Annotated in this window: 17 protein-coding genes; 10 read left to right on the plus strand and 7 right to left on the minus strand. The window is 59.6% G+C overall.

The features are described from left to right. The first annotated feature begins 24 nt into the window (after positions 1-24). Positions 25-942, plus strand: a complete 918-nt coding sequence (locus tag AB4Z52_RS15110; protein ID WP_442218741.1) for a LysR family transcriptional regulator — start codon at positions 25-27, stop codon at positions 940-942. 545 nt (positions 943-1,487) lie between these two features. On the opposite strand, the gene AB4Z52_RS15115 is transcribed toward AB4Z52_RS15110, so the two are convergent. Continuing rightward, positions 1,488-2,027, minus strand: a complete 540-nt coding sequence (locus AB4Z52_RS15115) for a MarR family winged helix-turn-helix transcriptional regulator (RefSeq protein ID WP_442218742.1) — start codon at positions 2,025-2,027, stop codon at positions 1,488-1,490. A gap of 89 nt (positions 2,028-2,116) precedes the next feature. Here AB4Z52_RS15115 and AB4Z52_RS15120 point away from each other — a divergent pair, with 89 nt between their 5' ends. Beyond that, complete coding sequence (locus AB4Z52_RS15120) at positions 2,117-2,917, plus strand: SDR family NAD(P)-dependent oxidoreductase (RefSeq protein ID WP_442218743.1); 801 nt, start codon at positions 2,117-2,119, stop codon at positions 2,915-2,917. Between the two features lie 107 nt (positions 2,918-3,024). Further along, the gene (locus tag AB4Z52_RS15125; RefSeq protein WP_442218744.1) at positions 3,025-4,122 is read left to right on the plus strand and encodes an NADH:flavin oxidoreductase/NADH oxidase; all 1,098 of its coding nucleotides are present in this window, start codon (positions 3,025-3,027) and stop codon (positions 4,120-4,122) included. Between the two features lie 931 nt (positions 4,123-5,053). On the opposite strand, the gene AB4Z52_RS15130 is transcribed toward AB4Z52_RS15125, so the two are convergent. The 5 genes from AB4Z52_RS15130 to AB4Z52_RS15150 all read right to left on the minus strand — a co-directional run bounded on the left by AB4Z52_RS15130 (position 5,054) and on the right by AB4Z52_RS15150 (position 11,921). Then, positions 5,054-6,388 carry an NAD(P)/FAD-dependent oxidoreductase gene (locus tag AB4Z52_RS15130; RefSeq protein WP_442218745.1) on the minus strand — a complete coding sequence of 445 codons (1,335 nt, stop codon included), beginning with the start codon at positions 6,386-6,388 and terminating at the stop codon, positions 5,054-5,056. Between the two features lie 227 nt (positions 6,389-6,615). Beyond that, positions 6,616-7,494: an ABC transporter permease gene (locus AB4Z52_RS15135; RefSeq protein ID WP_442218746.1), complete on the minus strand. Its 879-nt coding sequence runs from the start codon at positions 7,492-7,494 to the stop codon at positions 6,616-6,618. 32 nt (positions 7,495-7,526) lie between these two features. After that, complete coding sequence (locus AB4Z52_RS15140) at positions 7,527-8,477, minus strand: ABC transporter permease (RefSeq protein WP_442218747.1); 951 nt, start codon at positions 8,475-8,477, stop codon at positions 7,527-7,529. A gap of 72 nt (positions 8,478-8,549) precedes the next feature. Next, positions 8,550-10,220, minus strand: a complete 1,671-nt coding sequence (locus AB4Z52_RS15145; RefSeq protein WP_442218748.1) for a peptide ABC transporter substrate-binding protein — start codon at positions 10,218-10,220, stop codon at positions 8,550-8,552. A 57-nt stretch (positions 10,221-10,277) separates the two neighbouring features. Next, positions 10,278-11,921 (minus strand): ABC transporter ATP-binding protein, encoded by a 1,644-nt coding sequence (locus tag AB4Z52_RS15150; protein ID WP_442218749.1) that lies wholly within the window; start codon positions 11,919-11,921, stop codon positions 10,278-10,280. A 217-nt stretch (positions 11,922-12,138) separates the two neighbouring features. On the opposite strand from AB4Z52_RS15150, the gene AB4Z52_RS15155 reads away from it, so the two are divergent. Beyond that, positions 12,139-12,807, plus strand: coding sequence for a FadR/GntR family transcriptional regulator (locus AB4Z52_RS15155; protein WP_442218750.1), 669 nt, complete (start codon positions 12,139-12,141; stop codon positions 12,805-12,807). 145 nt (positions 12,808-12,952) lie between these two features. Here the strand turns inward: AB4Z52_RS15155 and AB4Z52_RS15160 are convergent, their stop codons facing one another. Further along, positions 12,953-13,822: a LysR substrate-binding domain-containing protein gene (locus AB4Z52_RS15160; RefSeq protein ID WP_442218751.1), complete on the minus strand. Its 870-nt coding sequence runs from the start codon at positions 13,820-13,822 to the stop codon at positions 12,953-12,955. A 107-nt stretch (positions 13,823-13,929) separates the two neighbouring features. Here AB4Z52_RS15160 and AB4Z52_RS15165 point away from each other — a divergent pair, with 107 nt between their 5' ends. The 6 genes from AB4Z52_RS15165 (at position 13,930) to AB4Z52_RS15190 (ending at position 19,876) form a co-directional block, all read left to right on the plus strand. After that, positions 13,930-15,141, plus strand: coding sequence for a four-carbon acid sugar kinase family protein (locus AB4Z52_RS15165; protein ID WP_442218752.1), 1,212 nt, complete (start codon positions 13,930-13,932; stop codon positions 15,139-15,141). Next, a complete protein-coding gene (pdxA, locus tag AB4Z52_RS15170; protein WP_442218753.1) occupies positions 15,138-16,112 on the plus strand; it encodes a 4-hydroxythreonine-4-phosphate dehydrogenase PdxA in 975 nt (324 codons plus the stop codon). Before AB4Z52_RS15165 ends, pdxA begins: the two co-directional genes overlap by 4 nt. Before the next feature lie 11 nt (positions 16,113-16,123). Next, entirely contained in the window at positions 16,124-16,852 is a 729-nt protein-coding gene (locus tag AB4Z52_RS15175) for a 4-hydroxythreonine-4-phosphate dehydrogenase (RefSeq protein WP_442218754.1), read from the plus strand. Positions 16,853-16,930: 78 nt separating this feature from the next. Further along, the gene (locus tag AB4Z52_RS15180) at positions 16,931-18,109 is read left to right on the plus strand and encodes an alanine racemase (RefSeq protein ID WP_442218755.1); all 1,179 of its coding nucleotides are present in this window, start codon (positions 16,931-16,933) and stop codon (positions 18,107-18,109) included. Continuing rightward, the gene (locus AB4Z52_RS15185; protein WP_442218756.1) at positions 18,109-18,534 is read left to right on the plus strand and encodes a RidA family protein; all 426 of its coding nucleotides are present in this window, start codon (positions 18,109-18,111) and stop codon (positions 18,532-18,534) included. The genes AB4Z52_RS15180 and AB4Z52_RS15185 overlap by 1 nt, the downstream gene beginning before the upstream one ends. Before the next feature lie 19 nt (positions 18,535-18,553). Beyond that, the gene (locus AB4Z52_RS15190) at positions 18,554-19,876 is read left to right on the plus strand and encodes an NAD(P)/FAD-dependent oxidoreductase (RefSeq protein WP_442218757.1); all 1,323 of its coding nucleotides are present in this window, start codon (positions 18,554-18,556) and stop codon (positions 19,874-19,876) included. The last annotated feature ends 23 nt before the right edge of the window (positions 19,877-19,899 follow it).

A 19,899-nucleotide genomic window follows, 5' to 3' on the forward strand; every position in this document is an offset into this window, starting at 1 on the left:
TGGATGATCTGATGAAAGTTACCCATGAATTCAAAGCCCGCTTTGAGCGATCTCGCCGCTTTCGTCGCCATCGTTTCCCATCGCAGTTTTCGGAAGGCTGCCGACGAACTTGGAATGTCGCCCTCGACGCTCAGCCATGTCCTTCGCACGCTGGAGATCAACATGGGCGTGCGGCTTTTGAACCGGACGACCCGCAGCGTCTCACCGACCGAGGCGGGGGAACGCCTGGCGGCGCGGCTGGTACCGGTCATCCGCGATTTCGACCTGGCGCTGGAGGAGGTCGACGAATTCCGCGGCCGCCCGAGCGGCACGCTCAGGATCAACACCAGCGAAATCGCCGCCCGCGTCCTGTTGACTTCCATCGTGCCGGCTTTTCTCAAGTGTTATCCCGAGATGTCGCTCGATCTGGTGACAGAGGGCAGGCTGGTCGACATCGTCGCCGAGGGTTTCGATGCCGGCATCAGGCTCGGGGAGTCGCTGCCACAGGATATGATCGCGGTGCCTTTCGATGGCGCGACACGGTTTGTCACGGTCGCGTCGCCGGAGTACCTTCGCGGTCGCGAAACCCCGAAAACGCCGGACGACCTGAAGGATCATGTCTGCATCCGCTTTCGGATGTCGAGCGGCAAGCTGTTTCGCTGGGAGTTCGAAAAGCGCGGCCAGGAAATGGCGGTCGATGTCACCGGCCCGCTGACGCTCGATCATATGTCGTTAATGACCGAGGCGGCAGTCAACGGCATGGGCATCGCCTATATCTCCGAACGCCTATTGCGGCCCTATCTCGAAAGCGGTGCCTTGGTTCTGGTACTGGAAGACTGGTGCCCGTGGATACCCGGTCTGTTTCTCTACTATCCCGGCCGGCGCCATGTGCCGCTGGGGCTGCGGGCCTTCATCGACGTTTTGAAGAAGGCGGGGGGAGCCGGTGCCAAGGCTGCCGGTTAGAGCATGTCACATGCAATCGACTCATGGCCTTCGGCGCAGCCCCCCCTGTCTGCTCCGCCGACATCTCCCCCGCAAAGGGAGATCAGCCGAAACCTCTCGGCCGCCTCGCCAAAAGCTGCTGAGACTTCTATGCCTATGTCGTGGGCGAAGGCGCTCCAGCCAATCTGCCCGCTCGTGGGGGAGATGTCACGAATTGACAGAGGGCCGCGAGCTGGCGCCGAAGCGCATGGAAAGCCTTGCGTCAAGAATGAGGGGAATGTGTCGCCTGCCTAACGGCCGCCGCTTACAGCGGCGTCGAGGCGCCTTGGATTCAAGCCCCTGGTCAGCCACACCCGCCAACCATTGGCACGGGCGGGGAAGTCAGGTGAACGCGGCCAGTTGTTTCGGAACCGGGATCGACGCGATCGCGGCACCATAGGTTCCAACTCAAGAAAAAGGGCATATCGCACAGACCACGTACAGCGGCGTTGCAATTCCGTTGCTTTGAAAACGAGCCACCACCCGCCCGTAGGTGAGCGGCTCTCACCGAGCTTAGGTAGAGGTGATCAGCCTTTCAGCCTGCGACGCGCTTCATAGGCTTCCAGGAACTCCGGAGAGGCGACGTCATCTGCCAGCGCGCGAAGCGCCGCCGCGGAGGGACCAAGCACAACCTCAACGCGCTGATTGGCGTCAGCCCAATGGACCAACGCCTGGTGCAGACGATGCTCTCCAGACGTCGTCAGCATCGCGTGCTTCGTCCGGCCATCATGTTCGTCAGGTATGAGCTCGACGAGCCCGTCTCGGACCAGCGGGCGAAGCGCATGGGTCAAAGCGGAGATGCCGACGGCAAGGCGCTCGGCGAGCGATTGCAAAGTGGGCCATCCATGGCCGCCCTCGTGTAACGCGGCAATCTGCGTCAGAAGCCCGACCTGAGTGGCCTTCAAGCCGGTTGGTGCGACCGCGTCATCATAGAGTTGGCCCAACCGCCGTGACGCCCGTCGAAGCGCAGTGTTTGTGCAGACGAGTTCGGAGAGAAGCTCCGGCGGGCTCAGCCTACCCGTGCGCAATTCCTCTTCGGGATCAACAGTCAAAAGTTTAGTACCCATCCCACTAAAATAGTTGAGCGCTCATCCATTGACAAGGGTGATGGGCGGCCATATCTAAACTTGAGCACTCAACCAAATAGGATTTTGACATGTCTACACCATCGCTCAAGCCCATCGCCCTCGTCACCGGCGCCTCTGCCGGCATCGGCGCCGTCTATGCCGAACGCCTCGCCGAAAGGGGCTACGACCTCATCCTCGTGGCTCGGCGCGCCGATCGTCTGAAGGCGCTTTCGGATAAACTGGGCGCGGCCCATGGCACGAAAGTTGAGGTGGTGGAAGCCGACCTGACGAAAGACGCCGACGTCGCCCGCGTCGAAAATGTCCTGAAGGCGAATCCGGCGGTCACGCTCCTCGTCAACAACGCCGGCAACGCGACGCTCGCTGCGGTCGCCAAGACCTCCGAGGAAGACGCGGCTGCGATGATCGCACTCAACGTAACCGCGCTCACACGCCTGACGCACGCTATTCTGCCGGCATTCCTCAGCCGCAACGAGGGCGCGATTATCAACGTCGCTTCGGTCCTGTCCTTCCACGCACTGCCGATCAGCGCGATCTACAGCGGCACCAAGGGCTATGTGATGAACTTCAGTCGGGGCCTGCAGCAGGAATTGGCTGGGACCAATGTCCGCCTGCAGCTCGTCATGCCCGCATCTACGGCAACCGAACTCTGGGATTTGGCAGGCGTGCCGTTGGCATCGCTCAACCAGACAGCCGTTATGACGTCCGAAAACCTGGTCGATGCTGCCCTGGCGGGTTTCGACAAGGGCGAAGACATCACGTTGCCCTCCGTTGCTGACGCCACTTTCTGGGACAAGTTCGACGAGGCCCGATCCAAGCTGTTTGCCGCGGCTCAGACCGGCGAACCTGCACCCCGCTACCGCGCCGCCTAAGCCGGGAGTGTAAAACGCAATGGATCGACCGCATGGAGTAGTGCATGCGCCAAACGGCGTGAGCAAATCCGTGTGGGAAACCTGCTTTCCATAATTAGGAGATACCAATGCCCAACTTATTTGACCAGTTCGCGCTGAAAGGCGTGACACTGCGAAACCGTATCGCGGTTTCCCCCATGTGCCAGTATTCGGCGATCGATGGCGTCCCCAACGACTGGCACAGCGTCCATCTCACAAGCCTGGCACGCGGCGGCGCCGGCCTCGTCAACGTCGAAGCGACCGCGGTCTCTCCGGAAGGCAGGATCACACCGGGCTGCACCGGTCTTTGGAACGATGAACAGGCCGAGGCCTTTGCCCCGATCGTAGCCGGCATCGAAAAGGCGGGTGCGGTCGCCGGGATCCAGATCGGCCATGCTGGTCGCAAGGCCAGTGCAAACCGTCCATGGGAAGGCGACGATCATATCGCCGACGGCGATCCACGCGGCTGGGAGACCATCGCACCCTCCGCCATTGCATTCGGCGGCGGCTTGCGGAAGGTGCCGCGGGCGATGACAAAAGCGGACATCGATCGCGTTCGCGGCGATTTTGTCTCTGCGGCGATCCGCGCGCGCGACGTTGGATTCCGCTGGCTCGTGCTGCATTTTGCCCATGGGTATCTCGGCCAAAGCTTCTTCTCGTCGCATTCGAACCAGCGCGACGACGAATATGGCGGCAGCGCCGACAACCGCGGACGCTTCCTCCTCGAGACCCTGGCCGCCGTTCGCGAGGTCTGGCCCGAAGATCGTCCGCTGACGGCGCGCTTCGGCGTCATCGAATTTGACGGCCGTGACGAGGAAACTCTACAGGACGCCATCGGACTTGTCGGAAAGTTCAAGGTGGCCGGCCTCGACTTCATCGACGTCAGCCTCGGCTTCTCGATCCCCGCCGCCAATATTCCCTGGGGTCCGGGGTTCATCGCGCCTTATGCAGAACGAGTCCGCAAGGCCACCGGCCTCCCCGGCTCGGCGAGTTGGAATATCACTCGGCCGGAGCAGGCCGACGAACTGATCCGCAGTGGGCAGCTCGACCTGGTCATGATCGGCAAGGCGATGCTCGCCGATCCGCATTGGCCGTACTCAGCCGCGCGCAAGCTCAGCGTCGAGCGACCGTCCTGGACATTGCCCGCCCCCTACGCACATTGGCTCTCATCCTACCGCGCGGCCTGAATGATCGGTGCCTTCGACATTGTTCGAAGGCACCCCTTTCTGGAGTTCGATGTTCGAGACGCCGTTCGAGTTCACCAGGAGTGAGCCCTGCTGCCTCGGGATCAAGGACCGCCGCGGACACGCCCGCCAGGATCAGCTCGACTGCGCCAGCGCTGAGATGGCGTGGAAAAATCAGCGGCGACACGATCGTTTCCGGTCAATGTGACAAAAGCCCAGGGGCTTTAAAGCCGCCCCGCTCCCGCCCGACGTAAAACCGATATCTCAAATTGCGTGCCGGATTTTCAGTTTACCGCTTCAATTGAAGTCGGGAACTAAAAGCCATACACAGAATCTGCCCCACTTACCCGGATCGTGTAAGTGGGGCAGATTTAGCGGCACGTGAGATCCTTGCGGTGATGCGATCACTTGGCATCTCATTGATCGGAAATTTACGCTCGACACGGGGATGCAGACGGCGCCACTCGGCGGCGCGCGGTTGCGGCTGGTATCCAGCGCTAATCGATCGATATTTGGATAAAGATATGTTTTTCAATAATTTACGTAAGAATTACACGTAATAGTATTTATGGAACTAAGGCCGCCTTACGCAACCTCCCCAACATTGCTGTATAGTCTCCAATTCGGCAAGATTGGCGTCGGTTCGTCGTTCGGCGCAAAGGCGGGCGCAGTGAGGCACCGCCACCGTCCGCGCTTCGAGCGCCTCGATTAGGGCCCGGCCCCCCCCGACGGCGCGAGGCACGGTGTAGCATTCGAGGGTCACGGTTTAGCTCCTTACTATTCGCTCGTGGGAAGCGGATCATTTCGTTGGCCCGACGAGGATCTTGAAGCCAGTTCTGTCTGATTTCATATCCCCACCCCAGTTGTCGGCTCGAAGTCTCGTCTATGGACACCAGGTGACAACAGCACCCTGGACTACAACCGCTATCGACGGCTACATCATTTCCGGACGTCTGATCGCCGAGCCGTCGAGGAACCGGCTCAGCCTATAGGGTGAGATGTCCGTCATCGGGGTTTCGTTCATGACGATCTCGCTGACCAGCCGACCGGCCCCGGGTCCGATAGCAAAGCCGTGTCCGCTGAAGCCCGCGGCAATCACGTAACCGGGCAGTTGCTCCACTCTCGAAATAACGGGAACGAGATCCGGAGAGGTGTCGATGAGCCCTGCCCACGCGCGCTCGACCCCAATGCCTTTGAGCGCCGGGTATTCGCTCTGAAGGTTCTTCAATGTGAGTTTGACGAGTTCCCCGTCGGGCTCCGGATCCAGAATGCGGTTCTTTTCAAACGGGGAGATCTCGTCGTTCTCCCAGTTGCCATAGGCGTCGGGGCCATTCCAGAAGCTGCTCTTGAGGCGGTACTTGAGCTTCTTGCCGATCTTGCTGCGGTACATCTGGTAAAATTTGCATGCATGTCGCATTCCCCGCGGCGTGATGTCGAGCGTACCATGTCCCGGTACGGCAACCGTGTAGGAGCCGTCTGTCCGACGCCGCAACACAAAGTTTGAAGCCGAGAGGCATCCTGCTTGAATGATTTCGGGCGCGGGGCTCGTCTTAATCGCGGTTCCGGAGATGTTTGCGACCGGAAGCTCAATTCCATAACGATGAGAAAAGCGGGACGCCCATGCTCCGCCTGCGCAAACAACAGTACTTGCTTTCACAAGCCCGCGTTCCGTCCATACTCCTGTTACCCGGCCGTTGGCAATGTCGAGGCCCCGGACGGCGCAGTTCTGATGAAGCGCCACGCCGTTTGCCTTCGCGGCTTCGGCGATGGCAGGCGCTGCAAGGCTGGGCTCCGCTCTACCATCGGTCGGTGACCAAACGCCGCCGAGCCAGGAGGACGTGCCACCCGACGCCCGTTCATTGGCCTCGGAAGCACTGAGTATCTGGCTATGAAATCCTTGAACGCGTGCAGCCTTGCCCCACTTTTCCCAACGGGCGACATCCGCCTCGTTCTTGGTACAATAAAGTATCCCGCTTCGGCGAAACCCAAGATCGCGGCCTATCTCCGTGCCCAATTCCTCCCAGCGCCGCAGACTGTACATGGCAAGCGTGAGTTCATAAAGGTCGCGGTTCTGCTGGCGGACCCATCCCCAGTTGCGGCTTGACTGTTCGCCGCCGACGATGCCCTTTTCGAGCAGAGCAACGGATACCCCTTTTCTGGCGAGCTCGTAGGCCGTGCAGGCACCGACGATCCCCGCCCCGATGACGACGACGTCGACCTGGGTTGGAAAAGAGGCGCTGTCCCTTACTTTCTGAACCTCGACCTGCATAGTCTCTATTCCTCTGGCATCGTCCTCCGGTCATCTCCGGCAGGAACGCTAAAAGCTCAATAACTAGTCATCGCGAACACGCGACGTTTCCGACCTCGGCGGTTGCGACGAGGTTGACTCCGGTCCGCCGACCTCACGCGCGCGCCAGCGCCGGACGGCTTTTCGACATCCGTAATGCCGCCGGCTTACGCTAGACCGTCGTCATCTCCCCCAGACGGTATTTTATGTCAGCTATGATCACCGCGAACATCGAGCGCATCGCGCAGCCCGTCACCGATGAAGTTGAAGCTGGTTACAGCGATAGTAATGGCAGCGCCGGGAATGATGGCCAGCCACGGTGCGGTCCCTAGATATTGCTGCGCGCCGTTCAGCATATTGCCCCAACTGGGCAGCGGCGGTTGAATCCCATAGCCGAGGAAGCTGATATAGGCCTCCATCAGGATGGCCCGGGCGATGGTCAGAGTGGCAGCGACGATGATCGGACCGGCGGCATTGGGAAGGATCTCGCGGAACATAATACGCGTTGCGCTCAGCCCCAGCATGCGCGCGGCCTGGACGAATTCACGTTCGCGCAACGATCGGACCTCGGCCTCGACAATGCGGGCAACTTCCATCCAGCTTGTGGAAGCGATGACGACGGTGATCATGATCGGACTTGGCTTCAGCGCAGCGGCAAGAGCCAGCACGAGGAAGATGGACGGAAAGGAAAGGAAGCCATCTACGGTGCGCATGAGTGCCGTGCCGATCAAGCCGCCCTTATATCCCGCCAGCACGCCGACAACGGTCCCGATTAGCGTCGACAACAGCATCGCCGAGAAACCGACCAGGAGCGAAATCCGGCCCGCCATGAACAACCGGGCAGCCAGGTCTCGTCCCAGCGGATCCGTGCCCAGATAATGCTGGCCGGTAAACGGCGGAGCGAAGCGGGCCCGCAGATCGATATAGAGCGAATCGTACGGCAATAGGTGTGGGGCAAAGACGCATGCCAGCGTTAGGAGGGCTATCATCACTATGCCGATGAGGGCAAGGTGGTGGTTCATGAAACGGTGCGCAGTTCGGCTGTTCCACCAACGCTCCCGGATTGAATTTGTGGTAATGGCAGTCATGATGGCTGACTCCTGATGAGCGTTCATGGCACTTAACTCAGACGGATACGGGGATCGATGATGGCGACGACAATGTCGGCGGCCAGGTTACTGAGGACGACAAGTATTGCCGAGAACATGAGCAACCCCATCACCACCGGGTAGTCACTGTAGCCGAGGCTGTCGAGGAACAGGCGGCCCATTCCCGGCCATGTAAACACCGTCTCGGTGACCAAAGCACCCGTCAAAACGCTGGGAAGCTGCATCCCTGCCAGCGTGATCATCGGCAGGAGGGCGTTGCCGATGACATGTTTCATCAGGATTCGGCGCTCACTCAGTCCTTTGGCGCGCGCTGTCTTGATAAACTCTTGATTGATAACGTCAAGCGTAGCCGTTCGCATGTAGCGGCTCCAGACGGCCACATGCACCAGCGCGAGCACGATGCTCGGCAGAATAAGATGATGGATATAGTTCAGAACGGACTCGTCGCCAATCGTGTACATGTTGCCCGCGGGCAGCCAGCCAAGCCGGAGCGAGAAGACGTAAATACCGACCAGACCGAACCAAAAAGTGGGGATTGAAAGGGCCACCATGGCACCAACCGTCGCCATGTAGTCAAAAATCGAATATCGCTTTGTGGCGCCACGAACACCGATCCAGGTACCTATGGCGATTGCGATGACAGTGGAGGATCCAATCAGCAACAGCGTTGCCACGAGATGCCGGCCAATCACCTCGAGAACTGGCGTCCCGTCCCGGAAGGAATGACCCCAGTCGCCTTGCATAAGGCGCCAGGCCCAGTCTAGATACTGAATCCACAGAGGACGGTTCAGGCCTAACTGCTCCGTCAATCGGTTCAGATCGTCCTGCGTCATACTCGCATCTAGTCCAAATTGTGCTAAGGGCCCGCCCGGGATCAAATTGAGGACCACGAAGCCGATGATGGAAACGATCAGGAGCAGTACCAAGCTCTGAGCGAACCGGTTAAGTAGGAAGCTACGCATTCAGCTCTCCCTGTGATAGCATCAATAGAGGCCGCCGCCGCAAGGCGCACCGGCGGCGACGGTAGGTTTACCTCAACCTTTCCAGTGCCATCCGGCAGCATGCCATGATGCCGTACGGGCGTTTGTATTCGGTTCCCAGCCCTGAAGGCCTTCCTTCGTGCCAACCACGTAGGTGGCGGCAAACAGCGGGAGGAAGGGCAGATCCTGACGCACGATTTCCTGAATTCGGTAATAAATTGCGCGACGTGCTTCTGGATCGAAGGTTTGGACACCCTTCTTGAGCAGAGTATCCACTTCCGGATTGGAGTACTGGCCGACATTCGAGCCCTTCCCGCCCTTCGCGGCAATCGCGCTGCTGGCAAGACGGTTTGTGGCGTCGGGGTCCGCCGCGATGAGATGGGTAACGCCTGATATCGCCGTGTCGAACTGCGACTTCAGCCAGAATTCGCCGAACATGACGGCAGCCGGCAAATTCGAGATCGTCATCTGGACGCCGATTTCGGCGAACGTCTGCTGCAGGAACTGCTGCACCTGTTCGCGAAGATTGTTGCCGGATGTCGTCGAGTTGTTGAACGCGAGCTTCACTCCATTCTTTCCACGGATCCCATCCGGCCCCGGCACCCAGCCGGCGTCGTCGAGGAGCTTGCGTGCGACGTCGAGGTTGTATTCCTGCGCCGGAAGGTTCGCATTGAAATAGTAGGACTTCCGCGGCATGAACGTTTCTGTCGTTGCGGCCACGCCGAAGTAGATCGCGTCGATGATGGCCTTTCTGTCAATCGCGGCATAGAGCGCCTGGCGTACCGCCAGTTCCTTGAACTGCGGGCGCTCGAGATTGAGATAGATCGACTCGACAGAGCCGCCGGGCACCAGGGTCACTACGCGGCCCGGCAATTTGCTGGCCTCTGCGTAGTGGTCTGGCGTAATATATGCCTGATCGGTGAGGTCGATGTCCCCGCTCGCGTACTGGGTGTAGAGCACCGTCATATCAGGAATGTACTTGAAAACGAGCTTTTCGATGTACGGGCCGTCCCCGAAGTAATCCGCGTTCGCGACCAGTTCGAGATGGTCGCCGGCGACGCGCTGGCTCCACTTGAATGCACCAGTGCCGACGGGTCCCTGATTGAAGGCGGCTGCGTTGGGATCGGCTTCCTTCTCGAGAAGGTGCTTCGGTACGATGAAGGTCTCGGCAAGAAACGACAGGTAGGGAGCGAACACCTGCTCCATGCGCCAGGTGATTTCAGTTGGCGATACCACCGTAAGATCATGCACCAGAGAATGGCCGCCCGTTCGCCAGGCGCGGAATTTTGGATTGGTGATCAGCTCGAGGGTGAACTTCACATCCTCAGCCGTGAATGGCTTGCCGTCATGCCAGCGAACGTCGTCACGCAGGCGGATGCGCCAGTTCAGGCCATCCTCCGAAATACCGCCGTTCTTCTGCGTGGGTACTTCTGCGGCAAGATTGGGCTGGAGAACGCCATTGGGATCTATACGGAAGAGGGCGTCGAAGAGGGAGAAATGTACTGCGTCGTCCACTTCGATGTGAGCCATCAGCGGATTGAAGACAGTGGGTTCCTGCGAAAGCCCGACCACCACGCGACCCGCAAGTTTCTTGTCAGCGGCCTGGGCAAAGTCAGGCTTGCCGATGAGGTTGGGAGCGGCGAAGCATGCAATGCCGCCTGCTGCTATCAAGCGCAGCGCGTCGCGCCGGGAATAGTTCGCTTTGGTCGTAGAATCTTTTGTCATTTTATTCCCTCTCTTTTGCTAACTAGAAAGCTCCTGCCAGGACTTAACGGAACCTTCTCAAGTGTCTCTCCGTCGTTCTCCAGGAATTGCAGCCACAAGCTCACGCGTGTACTCCGATTGCGGTTTCAGGAAGATCTGAGACGGCGGGCCGCGCTCGACGATCCGGCCCTTCTGCATCACTGCAATTTCGTCACAGATCTGACTGGCGACGCGAAGGTCATGGGTGATGAAGATCATTGATACGCCCGTCTCACGCTGAATTTGGTCGAGCAGTTTGAGGATCTGGGCCTGGATCGACACGTCAAGCGCGGACACTGCCTCGTCGGCAATCAGGAGCTTCGGCTTGAACATCAGGGCCCGAGCGATGCCCACGCGCTGGCGTTGCCCACCCGAGAACTCGTGCGGATAGCGGCCGAAGGCGCCGGCATCGAGACCCACAAGGGAAAGCAAAGCGCGGGCCTCTTCGCGCGCTTTTGTGTAGGGCATACCGTGCGCGACGGGTCCCACGGTGAGGATTTGGCCGATGGTGGAACGGGGGTTCAGCGACGCGAAAGGATCCTGGAAGATCATTTGGATTCGAGGGCGCAGAGACCGGAACTCGGATTCCGAGAGCTTGACGATGTCCTTGCCCTCAAACAGGATTTGACCGCTATCACTGTCCTGAAGCTTGATCAGGAGCCGTGCCAGTGACGATTTTCCGGAACCGCTTTCGCCCACAACGCCGAGGGTGCGGCCCGCAGCCACCTCGAATGAGACGTCCCTCACCGCAGGCACGACACGCTGGCTACCGAACAGAGCGCTGCCGCTGCGATAGGTCTTGCACAACCCGTTGACCGTTAGGATCGTTTCGTTTCGCGTCTGCGGCTGAGCCGGTCTGTCTTCGCCCGTGAGGCGCGGAACGGCTGCGAGAAGGCGCTGAGTGTAGGGGTGGGTGGGGGACGTGAGAACTTGATCGGCGCTGCCCTGTTCGACAATCCGGCCCTTCTCCATGACAACGACGCTGTCGGCGATCTCAGCCACAACACCGAAGTCGTGGGTGATGAACATGACGCTCATGTCCTTGCGGCGCTGAATGTCACGGATCAGCTTCAGGATCTGCGCTTGCGTGGTTACATCGAGGGCTGTCGTTGGTTCGTCTGCGATCAGAACGGTCGGTTCAAGCGCCAGGGCCATCGCAATCATGACGCGTTGGCGCTGACCGCCGGAAAGCCGGAACGGATACTGGTGGTACATGAGTTCCGGATCGGGCAGGCCGACCTCGTTCAGCAACCCGAGGGCGCGGTCACGCCGCGAGACCTTCGTACCCACGCCATGGGCCGCCATCGCTTCAGTAACCTGCTCGCCGACCGTCATCAGTGGGTTGAGCGCCGAAAGCGGATCTTGAAAGATCATGGACACGACGCGGCCGCGCAGCTCGCGCAGTTTTTTTGCCGGCGCGCCGACCATGGTCGTTCCGTCGAGATTGATCGTGCCGGACGAGATCGGAATGATCTTGGGCAAGAGCCCCATGATCGTGTTCGCCGTTACCGACTTGCCCGACCCAGACTCGCCGATAATGCAAAGGATCTGACCACGCTTGAGTTCAAAGGAGATGTTTTCGACGGCATGAGCCCGTTCCATGCCTTTCGGCAGGTCGACTGTCAGCCCACGCACCGAAAGCGCTGCGTCGCCTGAAGTAGCAGCCTCTGTCGTAACGGCCATCGGTCTATCTCCATTATCCACGCAGCGTCTCGTTTGAAATTTTGTCGCCGATCCGTGCATGCTGCCGCATAATCTGTTCGAGCAGGTGCACAGCTTCTGAACTCGGCACCATTCGCTACCAATCGGCGTTGGTTCGATGATCAATATAAGATTGGTATTGTCATTGGTGTCAATATAGATCAAATTGGTTTCGTAAAATAATTATTGTGGAGGTCACATGAGCGTGGTGTTGAAGGATTTCATTGAGGCGGAAGGCCTGGAACCCGGCGATCGACTGCCTCCTGAGCGTGACTTGGCGGTGAAACTCGGTCTGCCCCGTACCGCCCTTAGGAGGATGCTCAGTTCGTTGGAGAAGGAAGGCCGTCTAATCAGGCATGTTGGCAGAGGCACCTTTATCGCCGGCAGCGGCGTAAGCTCGAGCGCTCTTCGCCGGCCGTCGAGCAATGACGGAGACACCTTGCGCACCTATCCGGCAGAAGTTTTCGAGGCTCGGCTGATCATAGAACCCAAGATCGCCGCGTTGGCAGCGTTACGGGCGACCAGGCAGGAAGTCGAAGAAATGCAGAAATCAATCGCTCGAGGCAGCACGTCGGAAACATTGGTTGAATTCGAGAAATGGGACGCCGTCTTTCATCGCATCATCGTCCAAGCCGCTCGTAACGGTCTTCTTGCCTCGCTCTATGAAGGCATTCACGCGGTACGTGCGGGAAACCTCTGGGGAAAAATGAAAGAACAGTCGCTGACCCCTGAGCGCATGGCGACCTATATCGTCAGCCATCAGGCGATTCTCGACGCAATCAAAGACCGCGACAGCAGAGAGGCCGAGCGAAACATGTACGACCATATCATCGAAGCCAGAGCAAACATACTCGGCCCCAGCATCTGAACTTGGTCTGAGCGATTGGTGTTAAGCACGTCGTCGCGTTGTCCGCTGCGGCCGTCCCGGGCTGCGATCTCCACGATTCGCTCATTAGCCCCACTATCTCACGTCGCGGAACATCAGCCTCAAGGTACTGACCAGACTGCGCGCTTCAGGGAGCAAACTGCCGCCGAAGCCAGGAGAGGAAGTTTCGTTTCCTAGCATCGCCTTCGAACGGGAGGCGGCTCAAAAGGATGTAGCTGTATCCGTTGCCGGAGTATCCCCGCGGCGCCACCAGTTGCCCGCTTTCTACAGCGTCGGCTACCAACGGCTCTGGGCCGATTGCTGCACCTAAGCCAGCGATTGCCGCCTCAATGCTCAGATAAAAATGTTCGAATATCTGGTTCCCGGGTGGATTTGGATCTGCGAGCAGATTATCGCCGATATATCGCGACCACGCGTCTCGCCGCGTGGCCGAATGAATGCGAGGCAAGGAGAGAATATCATTGCTGCCGGAAGCCAACAGGCGTGGCGCGCATACGGGGCCAACACGTTCTTCGACCACCGTTTCCACAAAGAGCTCCGGCGACCAGCTAAAGTCGCTTCTCCGTAGTGCTAAATCAATATGATTCCTATCGAAGCTCACCGGACCACCAGCGGCCAATACATGAACCTCGACATCTGGATGAAGTGCATTGAATTGTGGGAGCCGAGGGATCAGCCACCGCTGCGTGAATGTCGGCTCGCATGAGACCACCAGCGGCGCCGAACCGCCAACTCTTATTTCCTCGCAACAGTCGCTGATCTGGCGAAGCACTTCACTCATCGTGACAAGGAGGCGTCGCCCCGCGTCGGTGAGGAAAACTGCCCTGTTTCTTCGTTCGAAAAGATCTACGCCAAGGTCTTCCTCAAGCAAGCGGACTTGCTTGCTAATGGCGCTGTGCGTCACAAACAATTCATCGCCGGCACGCCCGAAATTCAAATGACGTGCAGCGGATTCAAAGGCTCTCAATGCGGATAATGCAGGGACTCGTGCGGCCATATCTGTGACTTGAAGTTACGGATTTCTGTCAGAATTCATCGTTTTTTTGTCAGAAGCAATAGCGCTAATACTCTCTCGTCACATTGAGAACCGACGGGAGAGCGATTTTGAAGGTAGGAATTCTCGCCGACGATCTGACGAGCGCAACGGATGGCGCCGCGCCATTCGTGAGCATGGGGCACAGATGCTTTGTCTTCAACGATTATCAGCGATCGTCTCCGCAAGATGCTGCGATTATTTCCGTCAACAAGGCAAGCCGGGCGGTATCCATTGAGGACGCTGTCGATCGGGCGACGCTGGCGGCAAAAAGCCTGGCGTCTGCGGAGATCCTTTACAACACGGTGGATTCCACCATTCGAGGCCACGTTGGAGCTGAAGTATCTGCTGCACGTGCGGCATCCGGTCGGGCTGTTGCAATCGTTGCTCCGGCCTTCCCAGCGGGCGGGCGAACGACTGAAGGAGGGCGTCAGCTTCTGCGTGGCGTGCCGTTGGAGAAGACCGAATTTGCGAGGGACCCGCTCCATCCGATAACAAACTCTCGTCTTCGGGCTCTGTTCCGGGATATTCCAGACGCGGAAGTGCGTTTTCTTGGGCTTGCGGAAGTTCGCGCATTAAAGTCCGGCGAACTTGTCGCGAATGACAGCAAGTTACTGATAGCCGATGCAGCAACCCAGGACGACCTGGCGCTGCTGGTGAAATCGGCGGCCGATCCTAAGTCCATTCTTTGGTGTGGTTCTCCGGGACTGGCGACTGCGTTGGCGGACTATGTTGGCCCCGCCGACCACATGGCACTGTCGACCGCCACGGCGGCGATCAATCTCTTCGTCATCGGCAGCGTCAACCCTCTGAGCCGCGAGCAATGCTCAAGGCTGATGAGCACTGGCAACGTGCGGCAGATCGTCATCGACGCCGAGCAGGCGTCTCACTCTCCCGTTCTCGCGGCCGAAAGCGCCGTTGCGCAATATAGCCAATCTGGGTCTACCGGAGATGTCATTCTAACAACGTCTGAGCGCGGCACGTCGGCCGTGCCACGGTCCATCGCAATCGCTCTTGGCCAGGCGGTCCGCATGGTTATGGAGCTTAATCACGTGACCGGGCTCTTCGTGACCGGCGGCGACACTGCCGAATCCGTGTTGGGTATACTTCAGATTGGTTTACTCGAACTTTTGGGCGAGATCGAGCCAGGAATTCCGGTCGGGCGCACGACCGGATCGCGTCCCATTCACATCATCACAAAAGCGGGCGGCTTCGGTTCGTCGAATGTCCTGCTGAAATCAGCCGAATTGCTTCGGGGCCTCTGGCTTGGAGATAAGAAATGAAGAAGCCTATCGGAATAACCATGGGCGATCCTTGCGGGATCGGCCCGGAAATCGTCGCACGCATTTTTGGGGACGGACTGCCTGAGCACGCGGTGGTGATCGGCGATGCCAAGGTGATGAAGCGTGCCGTCCGACTCCTCGATCTTCCGCTCCAGGTGCAGCCCGTCACTTCAGTCGATGAGGCCATCCCAGACCGCAAGCTCATGGCCGTTCTCAACGTTTCAGATCTACCTGACGATTTGCCGATCGGTCAGGTGGACGCACGCGCTGGCCGCGCCAGCTACGACTATGTTGTGAGGGCGATCGACGAAGCGCTGGCAGGCAACATCAGGGCCATCGTCACCGCGCCGATCAACAAGGAAGCGATGAAAATGGGGGGGCTCAACTATCCCGGCCATACCGAAATCCTTGCAGAACGGTCGGGGACCGACAAGTTCGCGATGATGCTGGCAAACGACGAACTCCGTGTCATCCTGGTCACGATCCACGTCTCGTTGCGAGACGCCATTGACCTCGTGACGCAGGAATCTGTGCTCAGGACGATCGAATTGGCGCACGGGGCGGGTAAGGCATATGGCATCGCCTCGCCCCGCGTCGCCGTCGCCGGCCTCAATCCCCATGCCGGTGAAAACGGCATGTTCGGACGCGAGGATCTCGACATTATCGCGCCGGCAATCAGCCGGGCCCAGGAACTTGGAATAAAAGCATCCGGTCCCTGGCCAGGAGACACGATTTTCATGCGAGCCCGCAGGGGCGAGTTCGATATCGTCGTCGCGCAATATCACGACCAGGGCCTCATTCCGGTCAAGTATCTCGGCATCGACAGCGGCGTCAACGTCACCATCGGGTTGCCCTTCATCCGTACCAGCGTCGATCACGGCACCGCATTCGACATCGCCGGCCAAGGTACGGCCGACCATTCCTCACTTCGCTACGCCTTCGATCAGGCGCTGCTTCTCAACGCAATCTAGGAGCGCTTTCGATGCCCCAGACTTCTCCCGACTTCATATTTATGTTGACCAACCAGGACCGCACCGTTGCCGACGCGGCGGAGCGCCTCCAGGATGTGCTTGCCGCCGGCATCAGACATGTGGGGTTCAAGGATATTGGCCTGCCATTCGATAAACTCTTGGGCCTTGCTTCGGCAATCAAGGCGGTGGGTGCCACGCTCTACCTCGAAGTGGTCAGCCTCGACGAGGAGAGCGAGCGACGATCCGCGCAGGCCGCGGTCGAGCTTGGCGTCGACATCTTAATGGGTGGCACCCGACCACATGTCGTTCTCCCAGTTATTGCTGGGCGAAACATCCGGTACTATCCGTTCCCCGGCAAGATCGTCGGTCATCCGAGCAAGCTCGAAGGGACGATCGAGACAATTGTGGAAAGCGCCCGGCATTTGACGGCGATCAACGGTGTCAGCGGTCTCGATCTGCTCGCCTATCGCTTCGGCGGCGATGTCGAAGCGCTGATGACGCGGGTGTGCGAGGCCGTGGCCAAGCCTGTGGTTGTTGCAGGATCGATCGACAGCCCTGAAAGGATGGCGGCGGTCGTACGGTCTGGTGCTGCAGGCTTTACCATCGGAACGGCGGCTTTCAATGGCGCTTTTTCCGGCAGCTCCAACCTGCGGCTGGAGATCGAGGCGGAGATCAACTTTCTCGAGCGGATTCAGGCTGACGCGGGCTGGATTACACCATCAGAATTAACGCCCACCTGAATCGGAGCTTCACCAATCATTAATTGCTGTCTTTACGATTGGGCGACAAGGTGACTTTCGAATTTGGAGACCCGACAAATGGATCTAGCGACGTTCGCCCCCTCCCCTGGCTTGGCAGCCACGACCACGCTCGAGGCGCTGGAAACGCCCTGTCTGGTCCTAGATGCGGACCGGATGGACCGCAATATCAAGCGGCTCAGGAACCGGCTCGATGACCTCGGCGTGTCGCTGCGACCGCATCTGAAGACGGCGAAGTCGATTGACGTGGCCCGGCGGTTGATGAGTGCGCCAGAGGGACCGGCGACCGTCTCGACGCTGAAGGAAGCGGAGCAGGTCGCGGCCGCTGGCGTTCGCGACGTGATCTACGCCGTCGGCATCGCTCCATCAAAGCTCGCGCGTGTCGCCGAGCTGCGCGCCAAGGGCGTCGATCTCGTGGTGGTACTGGATACCGTCGAACAGGCGCAGGCGGTTGCCGAGGCGTCCCGAGACGCCGGAATGCGGATCCCAGCCATGATCGAGATCGATTGCGATGGCCACCGCTCGGGTGTTGTGCCTGGCAATCACGCGCAGTTGCTGGAGATTGGGCAGACGCTGGCGGCAGGCGCGGAGCTGCGTGGCGTTTTGACCCATGCCGGCGATAGCTACAAAGGTGGAGGCGACGAGGCGCAGCAACGCTATGCGGAAGCCGAGCGGTTGGCCGTTGTGGAAGCCGCGCAGCTTCTTCGTAGTGTGGGCCTGCCGTGCCCGGTCGTCAGCGTCGGTTCGACGCCGACGGCCCATCATGCGAAGGATCTGACCGGAGTGACCGAAGTCCGCGCCGGCGTGTTCGTGTTCTTCGATCTGGTGATGGCTGGCATCGGCATTTGCCAGGTCGATGACATCGCGCTCAGCGTTCTAGCGACGGTTATCGGACACCAGCGCGATAAGGGTTGGATCATAACCGATGGCGGATGGATGTCTTTGTCGCGGGACCGCGGCACCAGCAGGCAGGCCATCGACCAGGGATATGGCCTCATCAGTGACATCGACGGCAATGCCTACCAGGACATCATCGTTGCCGAGGCGAACCAGGAGCATGGCATCATCGCCGTGCGGCCCGGCTCGGACGCTCGCCTTCCGGATCTTGCGATCGGAGACCGGGTGCGGATCCTGCCGAACCACGCATGCGCGACCGCTGCGCAGCACCCGGTCTATCATGTAGTCCGCAGTGGCTCGCATGCCGTTGAGGCTTGTTGGCCGCGCTTCGGAGGCTGGTGATGTCGAACGTCATAACCGTAAACACCGATCGCGCGCCCAGCCCTGCCGGTCATTATGTCCAGGCCAAACTGGCGGGCCAGCATCTATATATATCAGGACAGCTCCCGATCCGGCCGGATGGGGCGCCGCTTTCCGACGATAGCTTCGAGACGCAGGCGGGGCAGGCCATCGAGAACATGCTGGCGGTCCTGGAAGCCGCAGGCGGAACCCCGGACAATCTCATCAGGGTGACGGCCTACATCGTCGGTGTCAGCAACTGGCCGCGCTTCAACCAGGTTTATGCAGCGCGGCTGGGAGAGGCGCGCCCGGCGCGCACCGTGGTTCCGGTGCCCGAACTCCACTTCGGCTATCTCGTCGAGATCGACGCGATCGCCGTTCTCGTGCAAGCCGCTCCTGCGCGGCAGGCAGAAAACAGCTCCGACTAATCAATTCAGGTCAGCCACGATGTCACCACTCCTCAAACGCATACAGAGCGATCAAGAGCTTCCCGCGAAGGCCGACGTCGTCGTCATCGGTGGCGGCATTGTCGGCGCGTCGGCGGCATTTTTTCTCGCAGAGCGGGGGCTCTCCGTTGCTTTGGTCGAGAAGGGCTATATCGGCGGTGAGCAGTCCAGCCGAAACTGGGGCTGGTGCCGCCGGCAGAACCGCGATGAGCGCGAACTGCCGCTCTCGGGAATTTCCATGCAGGCGTGGGACCAGTTTGCAGCCAAAATCGAGGAAGACGTCGGCTTCCGCCAATGCGGTCTGTTCTATGCGACGGACAACCCGGAGCAGCTGGCAGAATGGGAACAATGGCTTGATCTTGCCCGGCAATTCAACGTCAATACTAAGATGCTAACTGCCCGGGAGGCGCATGACAGAATTCCCGCGCAAGGCCGCCGCTGGCTCGGCGGCGTCCATTCAGTCGATGATGGCAAAGGCGAACCCGCCATTGCAGCGCCGACCATCGCGAATGGTGCCCGCAAGTTCGGAGCGACTATCCACCAGGAATGCGCAGCACGGGGTCTCGATATCGTCAATGGTGCAGTTGCAGGGATCATCACCGAAAAAGGGATCATCAGGTCGCAGGCCGTTCTGAACGCCGGCGGTGCGTGGACCTCCTTGTTCTGTCGCCAATACGGCGTGCAGTTCCCGCAGGCAAGCGTGCGCCAGACTGCAATTCGTACACGACCCACAACCAATCTCGGCGAGGCGATCTATACGCCTGAGTGCTCGCTGACCCGCAGGTTGGACGGCAGTTACACGCTCGCTGTCAGCGGTAGAGCGACGTTGGATATCACGCCACAAGGTCTCCGCTACGCGCGCTGGTTCATGCCGATGTTTCTGAAGCGACTGAAAGCGGTCCAGATTGGCGTTGGCAAGTCCATGTTCCAAGGGCCGGAAGCTTTGGCGAGCTGGAACAAGGATACGATTTCGCCTTTCGAGCAAATCCGTGTTCTCGATCCAAGACCGAGCCGCCGGACGATCGCCGCTATCCTGAAGGGCGTCACCGAGCAGTTCCCGGCGCTTGCGGGTATCGAAATCGCTGACAGTTGGGGCGCCTATGTGGATTGCACACCGGACGCGGTACCGGTTATCTCGGCGTCTGATCATGTGAAAGGCCTTTATTTGGCCGCAGGCGGCTCCGGCCATGGCTTCGGCATTGGCCCGGGCATCGGCCGCCTCGCCGCTGATCTGGTTGCTAACGATAGGCCTTGCGTTGATCCCACGCCCTTCCGGCTGTCGCGCTTCTTTGACGGCTCCAGAGTCGAGGTCGGCGGGCTCTGATCATGGCGGAAGGCGAGGGTAGG

This window comes from Rhizobium sp. 2YAF20 (genome assembly GCF_052114685.1).
Taxonomy (GTDB): domain Bacteria; phylum Pseudomonadota; class Alphaproteobacteria; order Rhizobiales; family Rhizobiaceae; genus Rhizobium.